This window comes from Streptomyces cathayae, from assembly GCF_029760955.1.
In the GTDB taxonomy this organism is placed as follows: Bacteria; Actinomycetota; Actinomycetes; order Streptomycetales; family Streptomycetaceae; genus Streptomyces; species Streptomyces cathayae.
The window spans coordinates 7319803-7336879 of the sequence record NZ_CP121682.1; the positions used below are offsets into that span (position 1 = coordinate 7319803).

Annotated in this window: 15 protein-coding genes; 2 read left to right on the forward strand and 13 right to left on the reverse strand. The window is 72.3% G+C overall.

Annotated features, from left to right (window positions below):
• Positions 1-118: 118 nt before the first annotated feature.
• The 9 genes from PYS65_RS33530 to PYS65_RS33570 all read right to left on the reverse strand — a co-directional run bounded on the left by PYS65_RS33530 (position 119) and on the right by PYS65_RS33570 (position 11823).
• Positions 119-2479 carry an AbfB domain-containing protein gene (locus tag PYS65_RS33530; RefSeq protein ID WP_279337734.1) on the reverse strand — a complete coding sequence of 787 codons (2361 nt, stop codon included), beginning with the start codon at positions 2477-2479 and terminating at the stop codon, positions 119-121.
• Positions 2480-2622: 143 nt separating this feature from the next.
• Positions 2623-3657, reverse strand: a complete 1035-nt coding sequence (locus PYS65_RS33535; RefSeq protein ID WP_279337735.1) for an ABC transporter permease — start codon at positions 3655-3657, stop codon at positions 2623-2625.
• Positions 3654-4616, reverse strand: a complete 963-nt coding sequence (locus PYS65_RS33540) for an ABC transporter permease (protein ID WP_279337736.1) — start codon at positions 4614-4616, stop codon at positions 3654-3656. Before PYS65_RS33540 ends, PYS65_RS33535 begins: the two co-directional genes overlap by 4 nt.
• The gene (locus PYS65_RS33545; RefSeq protein ID WP_279337737.1) at positions 4609-6180 is read right to left on the reverse strand and encodes a sugar ABC transporter ATP-binding protein; all 1572 of its coding nucleotides are present in this window, start codon (positions 6178-6180) and stop codon (positions 4609-4611) included. The genes PYS65_RS33540 and PYS65_RS33545 overlap by 8 nt, the downstream gene beginning before the upstream one ends.
• 65 nt (positions 6181-6245) lie before the next feature.
• Positions 6246-7343, reverse strand: coding sequence for an ABC transporter substrate-binding protein (locus PYS65_RS33550; RefSeq protein ID WP_279337739.1), 1098 nt, complete (start codon positions 7341-7343; stop codon positions 6246-6248).
• 333 nt (positions 7344-7676) lie between these two features.
• A complete protein-coding gene (locus tag PYS65_RS33555) occupies positions 7677-8708 on the reverse strand; it encodes a LacI family DNA-binding transcriptional regulator (RefSeq protein WP_279337740.1) in 1032 nt (343 codons plus the stop codon).
• A gap of 204 nt (positions 8709-8912) precedes the next feature.
• The gene (locus PYS65_RS33560) at positions 8913-9728 is read right to left on the reverse strand and encodes an ABC transporter ATP-binding protein (protein WP_279337741.1); all 816 of its coding nucleotides are present in this window, start codon (positions 9726-9728) and stop codon (positions 8913-8915) included.
• Positions 9725-10828: a FecCD family ABC transporter permease gene (locus PYS65_RS33565; RefSeq protein ID WP_279337742.1), complete on the reverse strand. Its 1104-nt coding sequence runs from the start codon at positions 10826-10828 to the stop codon at positions 9725-9727. Before PYS65_RS33565 ends, PYS65_RS33560 begins: the two co-directional genes overlap by 4 nt.
• The gene (locus tag PYS65_RS33570) at positions 10825-11823 is read right to left on the reverse strand and encodes a FecCD family ABC transporter permease (protein WP_279337743.1); all 999 of its coding nucleotides are present in this window, start codon (positions 11821-11823) and stop codon (positions 10825-10827) included. Before PYS65_RS33570 ends, PYS65_RS33565 begins: the two co-directional genes overlap by 4 nt.
• Before the next feature lie 84 nt (positions 11824-11907).
• On the opposite strand from PYS65_RS33570, the gene PYS65_RS33575 reads away from it, so the two are divergent.
• Together PYS65_RS33575 and PYS65_RS33580 are read left to right on the forward strand one after the other, a co-directional pair.
• Positions 11908-12867, forward strand: coding sequence for an ABC transporter substrate-binding protein (locus tag PYS65_RS33575; protein WP_279337744.1), 960 nt, complete (start codon positions 11908-11910; stop codon positions 12865-12867).
• A gap of 147 nt (positions 12868-13014) precedes the next feature.
• Positions 13015-13902: an endonuclease/exonuclease/phosphatase family protein gene (locus PYS65_RS33580; RefSeq protein ID WP_279337745.1), complete on the forward strand. Its 888-nt coding sequence runs from the start codon at positions 13015-13017 to the stop codon at positions 13900-13902.
• 13 nt (positions 13903-13915) lie between these two features.
• Here PYS65_RS33580 and PYS65_RS33585 read toward each other — a convergent pair whose 3' ends face one another.
• The 4 genes from PYS65_RS33585 to PYS65_RS33600 form a co-directional block, all read right to left on the reverse strand.
• Positions 13916-14248, reverse strand: a complete 333-nt coding sequence (locus tag PYS65_RS33585) for a putative quinol monooxygenase (RefSeq protein ID WP_279337746.1) — start codon at positions 14246-14248, stop codon at positions 13916-13918.
• A 322-nt stretch (positions 14249-14570) separates the two neighbouring features.
• Positions 14571-16346 carry an acetyl/propionyl/methylcrotonyl-CoA carboxylase subunit alpha gene (locus PYS65_RS33590; protein WP_279338156.1) on the reverse strand — a complete coding sequence of 592 codons (1776 nt, stop codon included), beginning with the start codon at positions 16344-16346 and terminating at the stop codon, positions 14571-14573.
• Positions 16343-16804 (reverse strand): cobalamin B12-binding domain-containing protein, encoded by a 462-nt coding sequence (locus tag PYS65_RS33595; RefSeq protein ID WP_279337747.1) that lies wholly within the window; start codon positions 16802-16804, stop codon positions 16343-16345. Before PYS65_RS33595 ends, PYS65_RS33590 begins: the two co-directional genes overlap by 4 nt.
• 19 nt (positions 16805-16823) lie before the next feature.
• On the reverse strand, positions 16824-17018 hold the full coding sequence (locus PYS65_RS33600; RefSeq protein ID WP_279337748.1) for an acyl-CoA carboxylase subunit epsilon: 195 nt from the start codon (positions 17016-17018) through the stop codon (positions 16824-16826).
• Positions 17019-17077 lie beyond the last annotated feature (59 nt).

Here is a 17077-nt window from a genome sequence, read left to right on the forward strand (position 1 = left end):
GAAGGTGCGGGTGCCGTCCGGCACCCGCGCCTTCCCGCACGCCGGGGAGCGCCGGCCCGGGAAGGCGGTGGCGGCCCTACGGCCGTCACCGCCTCTCACCCGGGGGACCGCACACCGCTCACGGTGCCCAGGGCGCCGCCACGGTCCAGGTGGTGTCCTCCGTGAACAGAGCGGGGTTGTCCCAGGCGTGCGTACCGCCCGGAGTGGCCAGCCACAACTGGGCGTCGTAGTGGCGCAGGTACTGCCCGGGGAAGTTGTGGGCGGACAGCCGCACCGCCCCGTTCGCGCCGCGCACCGGGCAGAAGGTGGCGTCCGCCCGGAACAGGTCGCCGCTGCCGGACTCCTTGTACACGCGGTACTCGCGGTGCCGCAGATACTCGCCGGGATAGTTCCGCGACTCGAAGGAGTAGCAGGATCCGTCGGCGAGGCCGGGGACGATCCTCCAGGTGGCGTCGTTCTTCAGCAGCGCGCTGCTGCCGCCGTCCACGGCCTCGGTGGACACCGCGCCCTCCCGGTGCCGTACATACCGGTTCGTCAGCCCCGGCGTCGTCACGCCGAGGGACCGGTACTGACCGGTCGGCAGGGTGACGGGGGCCGACGGCGAGCGGGACGCGTCGATCAGGGCGCGGTTGGCGGCCCGCACCCGTGCCTCGTCCACCTTGACGACCTGACGGTCGTAGGTGAGCAGACCGTTGGCCTCGTTCTCCACGTCGGTGATCTCGGTGTAGACCGAGCCGGACAGCCCCCGCGGGAGCCGTACCTCGCGGATCGCGTCCAGCAGACCGACGAACCGGTTGTCGAGGCGGGCCGCGTCCGGCTGGTCCTCGTAGCTGAACCCGCCGCCGGGATACCACTCGTGACCGGACACCTTCAGGCCCAGGCCGCCGTACTCGCCGAGGACGGCCGCGCGGCCGGCGTCGGGCACCGTGGTGCCGGGACCGACGTAGACGTGGTGGTCGACGACGTCCCCGTTGCCGCCGTCGACGGAGCCGCAGCAGTTGACGCCGCTCATGTTGTTCACCAGCCGCGACGGGTCGTACGCCTTGACCTTGTTCGCCATACGGGCCTGGTCGTACTGGCCCCATCCCTCGTTCTGGTTGACCCACATCACCACCGAGGGCGAGCTGCGGTGCTGGTCGATGACGCGGTCGTACTCGGCCTCCCACTGGGTGCGGGCGGCCGCGTCCGGCGTGCGCAGGTCCATGGACGGCATGTCCTGCCACACCAGCAGGCCGAGCCGGTCCGCGTGGTGGAACCAGCGCTGCGGCTCCACCTTGATGTGCTTGCGGACCATGTTGAAGCCGAGGTCCTTGTGCTTCTGCAGGTCGTACCGGAGGGCGGCGTCGCTGGGCGCGGTGTAGATGCCGTCCGGCCAGTAGCCCTGGTCCAGGGTGCCGGTCTGGAAGACGAACTCGCCGTTGAGGACGGGGCGCAGGACACCGCCGACGCGCGCGATGCCGATGGAGCGCATCCCGGTGTAGCTGCCGACGGAGTCGGCCGTCGTGCCGCCGGAGAGCAGGTCCGCCCGTACGTCGTACAGGAAGGGATCGTCCGGGGTCCACCGCCGGGCGGAGGGCACCGGCACGGTGAACTCGCTGCCGACGGGGCCGGTGGCGGTGCCCACCGCGTTGCCGCCGGTGGAGACCGTGACCCGGGCCTGGTGGCCGTTCGTCCCGGCGCCCCGCACCGTGACCTTGAGCCGGTTGTTCACCAGGTCGGGAACCATGTCGAGGCGCGTGATGTGCGCGGGCGCCGTGGGTTCGAGCCACACCGTCTGCCAGATGCCGGACGCGGCGGTGTAGAAGATGCCGCCGCCCGGATGCGGTGTCACGTCGTTGATCCGCTGCTTGCCGACGGCCTGGCCGCCGGTCTGGGTGGGGTCCCACACGGAGACGACGACGGTGTTGGTTCCGCCGCCGAGCAGGTCGGTGATGTCGTAGGAGAACGCGTCGAAGCCGCCGCTGTGCGGCGTGCCGGCCTGCCGGTCGTTGACCCACACGGTCGTACGCCAGTCACTGGCGCCGAAGTGGAGCTGCACGCGGCGGCCGTTCCAGCCGGACGGCACGGTGAAGGTGCGCTTGTACCAGAGCTTGTCGTTCTGTGTGATCCGGCGCTGGATGCCGGACAGGGCGGACTCGGCCACGAACGGCACCCGGATCTGCTCGGTGAACGACGCGGGCCGGCCGGCGTCCGCCGGGGTGACGGCGAAGTCCCAGATGCCGTTGAGGTTGGCCCAGTCGGGGCGGGTGAGCTGGGGGCGGGGATACTCGGGCAGGGGCGTGTCGACAGGGACCTGGCTGGTCCAGGGGGTGGTCATCGGCGCGGGTTCGGGCGTCCACGCCTGGGGTGCGGCGGTGGCGGGGGCGGACCCGGTGAGGGCCGCAGAGCCGAACAGGGCCAGCACCAACAGCGCGGTGGTGACCCACCACCGGTGTCCGGGCCCGTGAACCGGGGAACGTGGTGCGGGTGGTCGACGCATCGTGCCTCCTCGGAGAGTGGGGGTGGTACACGTGCGCGTGCGCGGGACGGCCGGCCCCGCTCCCGTACGGGAACCGGGGGCCGGCTGCCCCGAAAGCCGGACGCGGCAGCCGTTTCGGGGAGGGGGCTGCCGCGTCCGGAGCTTCACAGCAACTGGCGTCTGCGGCCCAGCCAGGTCTGGGCGACGACCACGACGGCCAGGAAGGCACCGCTGACGACCTGCTGGTAGGAGGAGTCCAGGGAGCCGATCTGGTTGATGACGTTCTGGATCACCTTGAGCAGAAGGACACCGACCAGCGAGCCGCTGACATAGCCGAGGCCGCCGGTGAGCAGCGTGCCGCCGATCACGACGGCGGAAATGGCCTCCAGCTCCATGCCGTTGCCGAGGATGGTCACACCGGACGCGAGCCAGGCGGCGTTGAGCGCACCGGCCAGCCCGGCCAGCACCCCGGACAACGTGTAGACGAGGATCTTGGTCCGGGCCACCGGAGCACCCATCAGGGCCGCGGCGTCCTCGTTGCCGCCGACCGCGTACACATGCTGTCCGAAGCGGGTGCGGCGCAGGACGACCGCTCCGGCGACGAACAGCGTCAGGGTGACCCACACGGGGTTGCCGATGCCGAGCGTGGTGCCCTGGCCGAGTTCGGACAGGAAGGAACCCTTGCCGATCAGGTAGGTCTCGGCGCCCTCGTCGGTGAGGGCCAGCATCAGACCGCGCGCCCCCAGCATGGCCGCCAGGGTGACGATGAACGGCGCCAGCCGGGAACGCGCCACCAGCAGGCCGTTGACGGCACCGATCCCACCGCACACCACGAGGGGCAGCAGCAGCGCCACCAGGGTCCCGTGCCGAGACCCCCAGGCCGCCAGGACGCCGCCCAGGGCGAACAGGGAACCGACCGACAGATCGATGCCCCCGGTGATGATGACGAAGGTCATCCCGAGGGCGACGATCGCCAGGAAAGCCGAACTCGTCGCCATGTTGCCGACGTTGTCCCCGGTGGCGAAGGAGTCGAAGCCGACCGACGCCACCAGCGAGACGAGCACCAGCACGGCCAGCGCCCCGTGCTGCTGGACCAGGGCACTGAGGCGCTCCGAGCGCAGGGGACCCTCGGGGCCCGCGGCCTTCGGCGGTCGCCCGCCCGCGGTGGCCACGGGCACGTCCGTCTTCGTCGCGGTCATCGTTTCCCCCGTCCCCGTGCCGCGTAGACCGCGCACACGATCACTATGGCCTGCGCGATCTGGGTCCACGACGGCGGCAGATCGTGCTTGATGAGGGTGGCGGTGAGCAACTGGATGAGGACCGCTCCCGCCACGGTGCCGGCGATGTTGACACGGCCGCCGGTCAGCGGGGTCCCGCCGACCACGACGGCGGTGATGGCGGACAGTTCCATCAGATTGCCCAGTGAGGTCGGGTCGCTGGCCTGGAGCCGGGCGGTGGCCAGCACGCCCGCCACGGCCGCCAGCAGCGCGCACAGCACGTACACGACGATCAGCACGCGCCGCACCGGCAGGCCCGCCAGCTGCGCCGCGGGGCGGCTGTCACCGATGGCCAGCAGCTGGCGCCCGAACGTGGTGCGGCGGACCACGAACGCGGCCAGCAGCGCCAGGACGGCGGCGATGAGGATCAGATAGGGGACGCCCAGGACGTCGCCGGATCCCAGGGAGGCGAGCGCGGGGTTGCGCAGATCCTCCAGCTGCGGCAGCAGGACCAGGGCGAGGCCCCGGCCGCCGACCATGAGCGCCAGGGTGGCCACGATCGGCTGCACTCCGACGAAGGCGACCAGTGCCCCGTTGGCCACCCCCACCGCGGCGGCGAACACCGCTACCACCAGCAGCGCCGGCAGCAGACCGTAGCCGAGGTACAGGGCGGTCACGGAGGCTGCCAGCGCCATCACGGCGCCGACCGACAGATCGATGCCCTCGGTGCCGATGACCAGGGCCATGCCGAGCGCGACGATGATGACGGGGGAGACCTGCACGGCCTGGGTGCGGAAGTTCTCCGCGGACAGGAAGTGCGGGGTGACGACGGTGTTGACGACCAGCAGCAGTGCCACGCCGGCGTAGACGCCGTATGTCTGCAGCCACTGCAGGACGCGGGCCCGGTCCAGCGGCGCGGTGCGCAGAGCGGCTTCAGCCATCGCCGGCCTCCTCCGCGGCCGTGGCACCGGCCGTGTTCCCGGCCGGTGCGTGCCCGGCGATGGTCCGCATCAGTGTGTCCTCGGTGACGTCCTCGCCGGCCAGTTCGCCGACGACCGCACCGTCCTTCAGCACGACCACGCGGTCGGACCCTTCGATGAGTTCCTCCAGATCGGAGGAGATGAGCAGAACGGCCAGGCCGTCCGCGGCCAGTTCGTCCACGAGTCTTTGCACCTCGGCCTTGGCCCCGACATCGATGCCCCGGGTGGGCTCGTCCAGCAGCAGCACCTTGGGGTTCATCGCCAGCCAGCGGGCGAGCAGCACCTTCTGCTGGTTGCCGCCGGACAGTTCACCGACCTTCTGGTGCGGGGAGGACGCCTTGATGCGCAGCCGCTCGACGAAGGTGTCCACGACGCTGTCGACGCGTGCCTCGGAGACCAGACCGAAACGGGAGAGCCGGGGCAGCACGGCCAGTGAGATGTTCTCGCGGACCGAGAGCCCGGGAACGATGCCCTCGCTCTTGCGGTCCTCGGGCAGCAGACTGATGCCTGCCCGGATGGCGGCGGGGGTGGAGCCGCCGCGCAACGGGACACCGGCCACCAGGACCTGCCCGGAACTCGTCGCCAGCGCACCGGAGATGGCCTTGGCCGTCTCGGTCCGCCCGGACCCGAGGAGTCCGCCGAGTCCCACGACCTCGCCGGGCCGGATCGCCACGGACACCTCGTGCAACTTGTGCGGGGCCGTCAGCTCCCTCGCCTCCAGCACCGGTTGGGCGCTGACGGCGTGGTGGTCGCCGGTGAACCGGGTCAGGCCCTCCGTGCGGACCTCGCCCAGCTCCCGGCCCAGCATGGTCGACACCAGGGAGAGACGGTCGAGGTCGGCGAGGCGGCCGTGATGGACGCGCCGCCCGTCGCGCAGCACGGTGACCGTGTCGCACACGGCGTACAGCTCGTCCAGCCGGTGACTGACGTAGACGACCGCGATGCCCTCGTCACGCAGCCGCCGGATCACCGAGAACAGCGTCTCGACCTCACGCGGTTCGAGCGAGGAGGTCGGTTCGTCCATGATGACGACGCGCGCCTCGGTCGCCACCGCGCGGGCCAGGGCGACCATCTGCTGAGCACCGACGCCGAGGACGCGCAGCGGCAGACGGACGTCCACCCGGACGCCGTAGGAGCGCAGGGTCTCCTCGGCCTCCCTGTGCATACGGGCGAAGTCCAGCAGGCCGAGACGGGTGCGCGGCTCGCGGCCCAGGAAGAGGTTGCGGGCCACGCTCAGCAGCGGGATGAGGTTGACCTCTTGGTAGATGGTCGAGATCCCGGCCTTCTGCGCCTCCAGCGGTGTGGCGAAGGAGACCTCACGGCCCTGGAAAACGATGTCACCCGCGTCGGGCCGGTGGACACCGGTGAGGAGTTTGATGAGCGTCGACTTGCCGGCGCCGTTCTCGCCGATCAGGGCGTGGACCTCGCCCGGATGCAGGGTCAGGTCCACGTCGTCCAGGGCCCGGACGCCCGGGAAGGTCTTGCTCAGTCCGCGGACCGCGAGGACTGCGGCGGGGGGAGCCACCTGTGCCTCCAGGAAGTGAGTGGTGACGGACGGCGGGGCCCGGAGGGAACGGGCCCCGCGGGGGATCAGTAGGCCTTGCCGAGGTCCTGCCCGGCGTTGTCGGCGTCGTAGGCGCTGTCCTGGATGACGATCTCCTGAGGCACTTCCTCGCCCTGGGTGAAGGTGTCCAGCGTCTCGAACGCCAGCGGACCGAACCGCGGGTTGGACTCGATGACGCCGGTGATCCAGCCGTCGACGATGCCCTGTACGGCGTTGCGCGTGCCGTCGACCGTGACGATCTCGACGTCGCCGGCCTTCTTGCCCGCGCCCTTGAGCGCGGCCACCGCGCCCAGGCCCATCTCGTCGTTCTCCGCGTAGATGCCCTTGATGTCCGGCTTGGACTGGATGAGCTGCTCGGTGACCTGCTGCCCCTTCTCGCGGGCGAAGTCACCGGTCTGCTCGAAGACGACCTTCAGACCGGGGGCCTTCTCCGCGACCCGCTCCTTGAATCCCTCGGTGCGTTCGGTGGTGACGTTGTTCCCGGCCGCGCCCAGCAGGATCGCGACCTCGCCCTTGCCGCCGGTGGCCTCGATCATCTGGTCGGCGGCCCGCCGGCCCTGCTCGACGAAGTCCGAGGCGATGAAGGAGACGTAGTCCTTGCAGGCGGTGGCGTTGATCTTGCGGTCGATCGTGACGATCGGGACCTTCTTGGCGGCGGCGGCCTGCAGCACCGGGTCCCAGCCGTCGGAGTTGAGCGGCGCGATGACCAGCAGGTCGGCACCCTTGGCGAGCAGGTCCTGGACGTCGCTGATCTGCTTGGAGAACTGCGACTGGGCGTTGGTCGTCAGGAGTTTGACCCCCCGCTTCGCCGCCTCGTCCTTGATGGACTGCGTTTCGGCGATGCGGAACGGGTTGGCCTCCTTCTCCGACTGCGAGAAGCCGACGGTGGCGCCCTTGAGGTCGAGTTCCTTTCCGCCGTACGCGTCGATGGCGCAGGTCTTGCCGCCCGGCTTCGGCGTGACGACCTTCTGGCCGGCGTCGGCCGCGGCTGCCGGGGATTTCTTGCTGTCCGACGCGTCGTCCTCCGATTTCGCGCAGGAGGTGGCGGTCAGGGCCACCGTGGCGGCCAAGGCCACGAGCACGGGGCGGGCGAGGAGGTGAGGGCGATGAGTGGTGCGCTGCATGGTGACCCCGATCCGGGTGACGCTGAAAAGGGAACTGGGGAGCTGGAGAGCGCGGAACCGGTGCTGCTCCCGGTGGGCGATACGGCGTCCGGTTCGCCGCCAACAGGTTTTTACATCGTTGGAAGAACGCTGTAAACCCCCTGCGCGCAAGGCGGGAGCGGAGCGCGGCGGGGGAGAGGGTGGGCGGGGCGGGCAAGTTCTGCCCGCGGCGGTGACGGCGCGCGGACGCGGAGCGGGTCCGGCAAGCGCTTGCCGGACGGGGCCGGTCCAGGCCCGGTTCGGGGCCCGGGGAGGTGCCCGCACGGCCGGTGAGCCGGGAGCCGACACCCGCGGTCAGACGTCCGCGGTTCCGGTGCCGGCGGGCCGGCCCAGGGTGCTCTCCCGTTCGACCAGGCGGTAGTCGGCCCGGATGCGACGCGGCTCGGGAGCCGCGTCGTGCAGCCGGGCCAGCACCGACTCCACCGCGAGTCTGCCGATGGCGGCCTTGTCCGGTGACACGGAGGTGAGGGTCACCGCGCCGAACCGTCCTTCGAGCACGTCGTCGAATCCGACGACGGCGATGTCGTCGGGGATCCGCAGGCCACGCTCGTGCAGGACCCGCATCGCCCCGATGGCCATCGGGTCGTTGTAGGCGAACACCGCGTCGGGCCGCTGCCCGCTGTCCAGGATGTGGGCCATCGCCGCCGCACCGTCCGCGTGGCCCCAGCCGTCGGTGGCGGCGACGAGGCCCTCGTCGGCGGGGAGCCCGACGGCGGTGAGCTCCTCGCGCCAGCCCCGTACCCGCAGTTGGGCGGGTTCGCTGCGGGCGCGCCGGGCCCCGATGAACGCCACCTTGCGGCGTCCCAGTGAGACCAGGTGCCGGACGGCGGCGCGGGCCGCGGCGACGTTGTCGATGGCGATGTGGTCGTACGGCAGGTCGTACTCCCGCTCGCCGAGCAGCACCAGCGGCACCTGCTCCGTGCGCTCGCGGAAGTCCTTGGCCTCCAGCTCGATGGGGCTGAGGATGAGTCCGTCGATGACCCTGGCCCGGAACCCCTGGCTGACCAGGATCTCCTGCTCACGGCGGCCCCCGGTGTGGTCCAGCAGCACGATGTAGTCGTGCTCGGCCGCGGTGTCGATGACGGCGGCGGCGAGTTCGGCGAAGTAGGGGTTGCCGAGTTCGGGCAGGGCGAGCGCGATGATGCCGGTGCGCCCTTTGCGCAGGTGCCGGGCGGTCAGGTTGGGCCGGTAGCCGAGAGCGTCGATGGATCTCTGGACGCGCTCGCGCATGGCAGGGGTGACGTGCTGATAGTTGTTCACCACGTTGGAGACGGTCTTGATGGAGACCCCCGCGTGCGCGGCGACGTCCTTGAGGCTGACCCGCACGGCAATCCCTTCGTGGACGGCCCGGCCGGGGACCGGAGCCGAGACGGGTGCCGTCACCGTGAGCCGGGCGCCGAGCCGCCGGATGAGAGTTTTACAACGTTATACATGCGCTTCCGCGACACTGACAAGGCCAGGGGCGGGACGGGGAGGGCGGACCCGGACCGGCCGCCCCCCGCCGTCCCCGCCCGGACCGCCGCTTCGGGGTCAGGTGCCCGCCGTGGAGGTGGCGATGTGCAGGGGACAGATCACCGGGGTGCCGTGGACCGGGTCGGTGAGGATGGAGCTCTCGACGCCGTAGAGCTCTCGGACGAGGTCGGGGGAGACGATGGCGGACGGGGCGCCCCGGGCTACCACCGCCCCGTCCTTGAGGGCGATCATGTGGTCGGCGTAGCGGCACGCGGTGGTCAGGTCGTGGAGGACCAGGACCGGGGTGCGGCCCTGTGCGGCCAGCGAGCGGACCAGTTCGAGCACTTCGAGGGCGTGGCCCATGTCGAGGGCCGAGGTGGGTTCGTCGAGGAGGAGGATCTCGGTCTCCTGGGCGACGGCCATGGCGATCCAGGCACGCTGGCGCTGACCGCCGGAGAGCGTCTCGAGCGGGCGGTCGGCGAGGCCGTGCAGGTCGGCGGCGGTGAGCGCCTCCTCGACCGCGCGGGCGTCGGCGGCGGACCACTGACGCAGCAGGCCCTGGTGGGGCTGGCGGCCGTAGCGGACGAGGTCGCGGACGGTGAGGCCGTCGGGGGCGATCGCGGACTGGGGGAGCATGCCGATGGTGCGGGCGATCTCCCGGGTGGGGATCTTGGCGAACTCCCGGCCGTCGAGGAGGACGGCGCCGCCCCGCGGGCGCAGGGTGCGGGCCAGCCCGCTGAGGAGGGTGGACTTGCCGCACCCGTTGGGGCCGACGATGACAGTGACCCGGCGCTGAGGCAGAGCGAGGTCCAGACCGTCGATGACGAGGTCGGAGCCGTGCCCCAGAGACAGGGCCCGGGTGCGCAGGCGGCTGTCGGCGTCGACCGGGTTCACAGGGACCTCCTGGTACGGGTGGTGAGCAGCAGCCAGATCAGGTACGGGCCGCCGACGACGGCGGTGACGAGGCCGACAGGGACCTCCAGCGGAGCGAGCACGGTGCGGCCCACCAGGTCGGCGAGGAGGGTGAAGAGCGCCCCGGCGAGGGCGGAGAGCAGGACGGGGACGGCGCGGGGCCCGGCGATGCGGCGGGCGGCCTCGGGGGCGGCGAGCGCGATCATGCCCAGCGGCCCGGCGACGGCGACGGCGAGGCCGCCGAGGACGACCGCGACGGCGATGACGGCCAGGCGCAGGGCCCTGACCCGGACGCCGAGACCGGAGGCGACGGAGTCGGACAGGCGCAGCAGGAGCAGCCGGCGGCCGAGGACCATGCCGAGCGGCAGGGCGAGGAGCAGGGCGACGGCGAGCAGGGACACCGTTCCCTGATCGCGGCCGTTGAGGGTACCGACGGTCCAGCCGTAGGCGGCGTTGGCCGCGTCGGCGGCCGAGCGGGCCAGGACGAGACTGGTGACCGCGCCGAAGACGGCGCCGACGCCGAGACCCACGACGAGGAACCGGTAGCCCCCGCGTCCGGCGCCGCCGCTGAGGGCGAGAGTGAGGGCGGCGGCGGTGGCGGCACCGGTGAGAGCGGCGGCGCTGGGCAGCAGACCGGTGCTGATTCCGGTGACCGAGGCGACGGCGAAGGCCGCGGCGCCGTCGTTGAGGCCGACGGTGTCGGGGGTGGCCAGCCGGTTCTGGGCGAGGGTCTGCATCAGGCAGCCGGCCGCGCCGAGGGCGGCGCCGACGGCCAGGCCGGCCTGCAGGCGCGGCAGCCGCAGACGTTCGACGACCAGGACGTCGCGGGGGGTGCCCTCGCCCGCCAGAGCGCGCAGCGCGTCCAGCGGGTGGACGAAGATCTCGCCGACGGCGAGGTGCACCCCGCTCGCGGCGATCAGCACGACCAGGACGGCGGCGGTGCCCAGCAGCGGCTTGCGCGGGACCAGGACGGCGTAGGGGCCGACGGCCAGGCGCCAGGTGCCGGGGACGCCGCGCGGTGCGCGGCGGGCCTGCGCCGCGGTCCCGGTCGCCGGTCCGGACGGGTCGGGGAGAGTCTTCACAGCGAGGGCAACCTGTGGGATCGGACGACGGCGACCAGGACGGGCGCGCCCAGGAGCGCGGTCATGACGCCGAGGGGCATCTCGTAGGGGCGCGCGACGAGCCGGGAGACGACGTCGGCGGTGAGCACGGTGGCGGGGCCGATGAAGACGGAGACGGCCAGCAGCCGGCGCAGGTCCGGGCCGACCAGGGCGCGGGCGGCGAACGGCACGACGAGCCCGACGAAGGCCACGGGGCCCGCCAGGGCGGTGGCCCCGCCGACCAGCAGGGCCACGGACGTCACCGCGAGGGCCCTGACCCGGCCGGGCCGGTGGCCGAGGCCGGTGGCCACGTCGTCACCGAGACTCAGCGCGGTCAGGGAGCGAGCCACGAGGACGGCGAGGAGAAGCCCGAGACCGACGACGGGGACGACGGCCCACAGATCCGCCAGTTCCCGTCCGGCCACCGACCCGATGGTCCAGAAGCGGATCTCGTCGGCGGCCCGGGCGTCGACGAGCAGCATCACCGAGGAGCCCGCGGCCATCAGCCCGCTGAAGGCCGCACCGGCGAGCACGAGGCGCACGGGATCGTCCCCGGCCCCGCGCAGCCGGGCCGCGGCCAGCGCCAGCAGACACCCCGCGCCCGCCCCCAGGACCGCCACATACGGGCCGAGGGTGGCCGCCGAAGCACCGAGGACCAGGGCGACGACCACGGCGAAGGACGCCCCCGCGCTCACCCCCAGCAGGCCCGGTTCGGCCAGGGGGTTGCGGGCGGCCGCCTGGAGCAGGGCTCCCGCGACGCCCAGGGCCACGCCGACGGCGACCGCGACCAGGGTGCGCGGCAGCCGCAGTTCCAGCACGGTGAAACGGGCATCGCCGTCCGCCCCGCCGAGCAGGGCGGCCAGGGCGCGCCCCGGTCCGACCTCCCCCGCGCCCAGGAGCAGACTCGCGAGTACGGCCGCCAGCAGCAGCCCGGCGCCGGGCAGCAAGCCGCGCAGGACGAGTGAACGCAGCGTCACGACCGTCCCTCCTTCCGCATTCAACAAAGGTGAGGTTAACCTAATTTTGCTTGTGTCATACATCCACCTTTCCTGGAGACCCCCATGTCCGGAAGCCGCTCCCCGCTGCGCTCCGCCGCTCTCGCTCTGGCGGCCGCCCCGCTGGTCATGACCCTCGCCGCCTGCTCGGGCTCCGACTCCGGCACTCCGGGCGACAGCACGGAGAAGGCGGCGGACGCCGGGACCGGGCGCACCGTGCAGACGGCCTTCGGCGAGGTGAAGATCGACGGCACGCCGAAGAAGGTCGTCACCCTCAATGACGCCTCCCTGGACACCGCCCTCTCCCTCGGCGTCACCCCGGTGGGCACCAGCGCCGCCAGAGGAGCCGAGGGCGCCCCCGCCTATCTGGGCGAACGGGCCGAGGGCATCCCGCTGGTCGCCACCGTCCGGGAACCCAACACCGAGGCGATCCTCAAGGCCGAGCCGGACCTCATCCTCACCGGCCCCGATCTGGAGAAGTCGCAGTACGAGACGCTCTCCGCCATCGCACCGACCATCGTCCCGGCCGCCGGCGACTGGCGCTTCGGCCTCGACACCTACGGCGAGGCGCTCGGCAAGGCCGACGAACTCGACCAGAAGATCGACGCCCTGCTCGACCGCGCGCGGAAGGCGGGCGACGGCGCCAAGGGCACGGGCCTCGTGATGCGGTGGATGCCGGGCGGCCCGATCGTGATGAACGCCGCCAACATGCCCACCGCGATGCTGCGGGAGGCCGGTCTGACACCGATGCCCATCGCCGAGGACCTCGGCGCGCAGCCGCACTCGGACCCGCTGTCCCTGGAGAACCTCACCCGGGCCGACGCCGACCACGTCTTCATCGCCACGCTCAACGCCGAGGGCGACAAGGCGCTGGAGGCCGCACGCTCGGAGAAGGCCTTCACCCGGATGAACGCCGTCCAGGCAGGACAGGACCACGGGGTCGACGGCCAGGTCTGGAGCAGCAGCAACGGCCCGAACGCCATGGAGCAGGTCATCACCGACATCGAGAAGGCACTCACCGAGTGACCTGAGCCGCCCCGCTCCCGCCCCGTCGGTCCGGGGCACCGCGGACCCGGCCGGGAAGCGGCGAACTGCCCACAGAAGCCGGGCCGAGCGAGAGAGAATGACGCGGTCGTGACACGGGTCATGACGTCCACTCGGCTCGGAGAAGGCATGCCGCACAGTTCCCGACGCCCCGTCCGCGGTGCCCGTACGGCCGCCCCGCTGACCGCCGCCGTAGCCGTCATGGCCGTCGTACTCGCCACGGCGACACCGGCGGCGGCCGGACCCTCCGGGGCGCAGGCCCCGGCCGTACCGCTGCGGGTGGCGACCTACAACATCCACGCCGGAGCCGGCCAGGACGGGGTCTTCGACCTCGGCCGCACCGCGGAGGCCCTACGCGGTCTGGACGCCGACGTGATCGGTCTCCAGGAGGTCGACGTGCACTGGGGCGCCCGGAGCGACTTCGTCGACGAGGCCCGCGCGCTCGCCGACGCGCTGGACATGCGGGTGTTCTTCGCACCGATCTACGATCTGGACCCGGCCACCGCCGACGGGGAGCGCCGGCAGTACGGTGTCGCCGTGCTGAGCCGCCCCCCGGTGCTCGAGGCCGAGAACCACGAGATCACCCGGCTCTCCACCCAGACGTCCGATCCGGTGCCCGCCCCGGCGCCCGGCTTCGCCGAGGTGACGGTCGACGTCAAGGGCGTGTTCGTGCACGTCTACAGCACGCATCTGGACCACCGGGCCGACCCGTCGATCCGTGCGGCCCAGGTGGCGGACATGCTCGAGGTGCTGGCCGCCGACCACGGACCGAAGATCCTGGTCGGCGACTTCAACGCCGAGGCGACGGCTCCGGAGCTGGCGCCGCTGTGGCGGCGGTTGCGGGACGCCGCCCCGGACGGCGGTGGGACGTACCCGGCGGTCGACCCCGTCAAGCGCATCGACCTGGTGACGGTTTCCCCCGGCATCACCGTGACCGGTGCCCACGAGGCCGCGACGGACGCGTCGGACCACCGCCCCGTGGTCACGGACCTGAAGCTGCACCGGCGCGGCCGCTGAAGGGGACGGGACGTCAGCCCTTCTCGGGAACGCTCATCTCGCCCAGCAGCGACCAGTCGTCCTGCGGCACCGTCGCGTTCACGATCCGCGGGGTCTCGGCGAGGTGCGGCGGCAGGGTCCGCTGCGCGGCCCTGAAGTGCTCGGACTGTACATGGGCCGCCCCCGCCGCGTCGTCACGGAAGGCCTCGACCAGGACGTACTCCGTCGGGTCGTCGATGCTGCGGGACCAGTCGAACCACAGACAACCCGGCTCGTCGCGGGTCGCCGCGGTGAAGTCGGCGGCGATGTCCGGCCACTGGTCCGCGTACTCGGGACGGATACGGAATTTGGCGGTGATGAAGATCATCGGTCGGTCTCCCTCATCGGTTCTCTGCGCGCCGTCGCACCGCCCGGAGCCATCGTCCGACGGGCGAACACCGGCCCGGGCGGTGCCCGCTCCGCCAGCCGGGACGGTCACCGGTTCGATGGATCCGGCAGTGCGTGGTCGTGGCCGTGACACAGGTCGAACACGGCCGACTGCAAAGATCGTAGCCGACACGGAGCGGGCGGGCCTCGGCGTGGGGCGGTGCCCCGTCCGCTCGCCCGAGCGGCCGAAGACGGCCGCGTCGGCCGCTCGGGACGAAGCCTCCGCCGCTGCGGACCGGCACGCGGCGGAGGCTGAGGACCCGTCAGTCCTTGATCTCGCAGATGACCGCGCCGGAGGTGACGGACGCGCCGACCTCGGCGCTCAGCGCCTTGACGGTGCCCGAGCGGTGCGCGTTCAGCGGCTGTTCCATCTTCATCGCCTCCAGCACCACCACCAGGTCGCCCTCCTGGACCTGCTGGCCCTCCTCGACGGCGATCTTGACGATGGTGCCCTGCATCGGGGAGGCCAGGGTGTCGCCGGAGGCGGCCGGGCCGGACTTCCTGGCCGCCCGCCGCTTGGGCCGGGCGCCGGCCGCCAGCCCGGTGCGGGCCAGCGACATGCCCAGCGAGGCGGGCAGCGAGACCTCCAGGCGCTTGCCGCCGACCTCGACCACCACGGTCTCGCGGCCCGCGTCCTCCTCGTCGGCCTCGGCGTCGGTGCCGGCCGTGAACGGCTTGATGTCGTTGACGAACTCGGTCTCGATCCAGCGGGTGTGCACGCTGAACGGGCCGTCCTGGCCGTGCAGCTCGGGGGCAAAGGCCGGATCGGCCACCACCGCGCGGTGGAAGGGGATGGCGGTGGCCATGCCCTCGACGGTGAACTCGTCCAGGGCGCGGGCGGCGCGCTGCAGGGCCTCGGCGCGGGTGCGGCCGGTGACGATCAGTTTGGCCAGCAGCGAGTCCCAGGCCGGGCCGATCACGCTGCCGGACTCCACCCCGGCGTCCAGGCGCACGCCGGGTCCGGTGGGCGGGGCGAAGGCGGTCACCGTGCCGGGGGCGGGCAGGAAGTTGCGGCCCGGGTCCTCGCCGTTGATGCGGAACTCGAAGGAGTGGCCGCGCAGCGGCGGGTCGTCGTAGCCCAGCGGCTGGCCGTCGGCGATGCGGAACATCTCGCGGACCAGGTCGAGGCCGGCGACCTCCTCGGTGACCGGGTGTTCGACCTGCAGGCGGGTGTTGACCTCCAAAAAGGAGATGGTGCCGTCGGCGCCGACCAGGAATTCCACGGTGCCGGCGCCGACGTAGCCGGCCTCCTTGAGGATGGCCTTGGAGGAGGCGTACAGCTCGGCCACCTGGGTGTCGGAGAGGAAGGGGGCGGGGGCCTCCTCGACGAGTTTTTGGTGGCGGCGCTGCAGCGAGCAGTCGCGGGTGGAGACGACCACCACGTTGCCGTGGGTGTCGGCCAGGCACTGGGTCTCCACGTGCCGGGGTTGGTCCAGGTAGCGTTCGACGAAGCATTCGCCGCGGCCGAAGGCGGCGGTGGCCTCGCGGACCGCGGAGTCGTAGAGCTCGGGGATCTCCTCCAGGGCGCGGGCGACCTTCAGGCCGCGGCCGCCGCCGCCGAAGGCGGCCTTGATGGCGATGGGCAGGCCGTGCTGCTTCGCGAAGGCGAGGACCTCCTCGGCCCCGGTGACCGGGTCGGGGGTGCCGGCCACCAGGGGGGCGCCGGCGCGTTGGGCGATGTGCCGGGCGGCGACCTTGTCGCCCAGGTTGCGGATGGCGGCCGGGGGCGGGCCGATCCAGGTCAGGCCGGCGTCCAGGACGGCCTGGGCGAAGTCGGCGTTCTCGGAGAGGAAGCCGTAGCCGGGGTGGATGGCGTCCGCGCCGGACTCGGCGGCGGCCTTGAGGACCTTGTCGCTGTCCAGGTAGCTGGTGGCCGGGGTGTCACCGCCCAGGGCGAAGGCCTCGTCCGCGGCGCGGACGTGCAGAGCGTCCCGGTCCGGGTCGGCGTAGACGGCGACGCTGGTGAGGCCGGCGTCCCGGCAGGCCCGGGCCACACGGACAGCGATTTCGCCACGGTTGGCGATGAGCACCTTGGTCAGCATGCCGTCTCCTGTACGTCCGTCCGGTCGGCACTGAGCGCGTCGACGGTCTCGACGATGCGGCGGATGTTCGCACCGGGGGTGAACACCGCGGCGACGCCCATGGCTTCGAGCGCGCGGACGTCGGCGTCCGGGATGATGCCGCCGACCAGGATGCGTACGTCGCTCGCGTCTTCCCGTGCCAGCAGTTCGATCACGCGCCCCACGATCGTCAGGTGGGCGCCCGAGAGGACGGAAAGCCCCAGGACGGGCGCGTCCTCGGCGATGACGGTGGCGACGATCTGCTCCGGGGTCTGGTGCAGTCCGGTGTAGATCACCTCGTGCCCGGCGTCGCGCAGCGCGCGGGCGATCACCTTGGCGCCGCGGTCGTGACCGTCGAGCCCGGGCTTGGCGATCACCACACGCAGCCGGGGCGGCGCCGCACCGCCGAGATCTGCGCGCTGTCGCAGGACGTTCATGGTCTCTCCGTTCGGAAATTCACTGGGGGAGGGCTGAGGTGCGCCAGCCGGCAGGGCCGTATCCCTGTGGCGTGCGCAGGAGCAGGCGAGGGGAGGCCCAGGCACCGGCACGGAGGGGAGCGGGCCCGGGATCCGGTGCGCGGACGGCGGAGAGCAGCGCGACCATGGCGGCGAGCTCCTCCGGGGTGGGGTTGCCCCGTACGACCTTGATCACAGCGGCTCCTGGGGGGGCGAGAAGGCGGGCTGGAAGAGGCGGGTTGGAAGAGGGCTGGG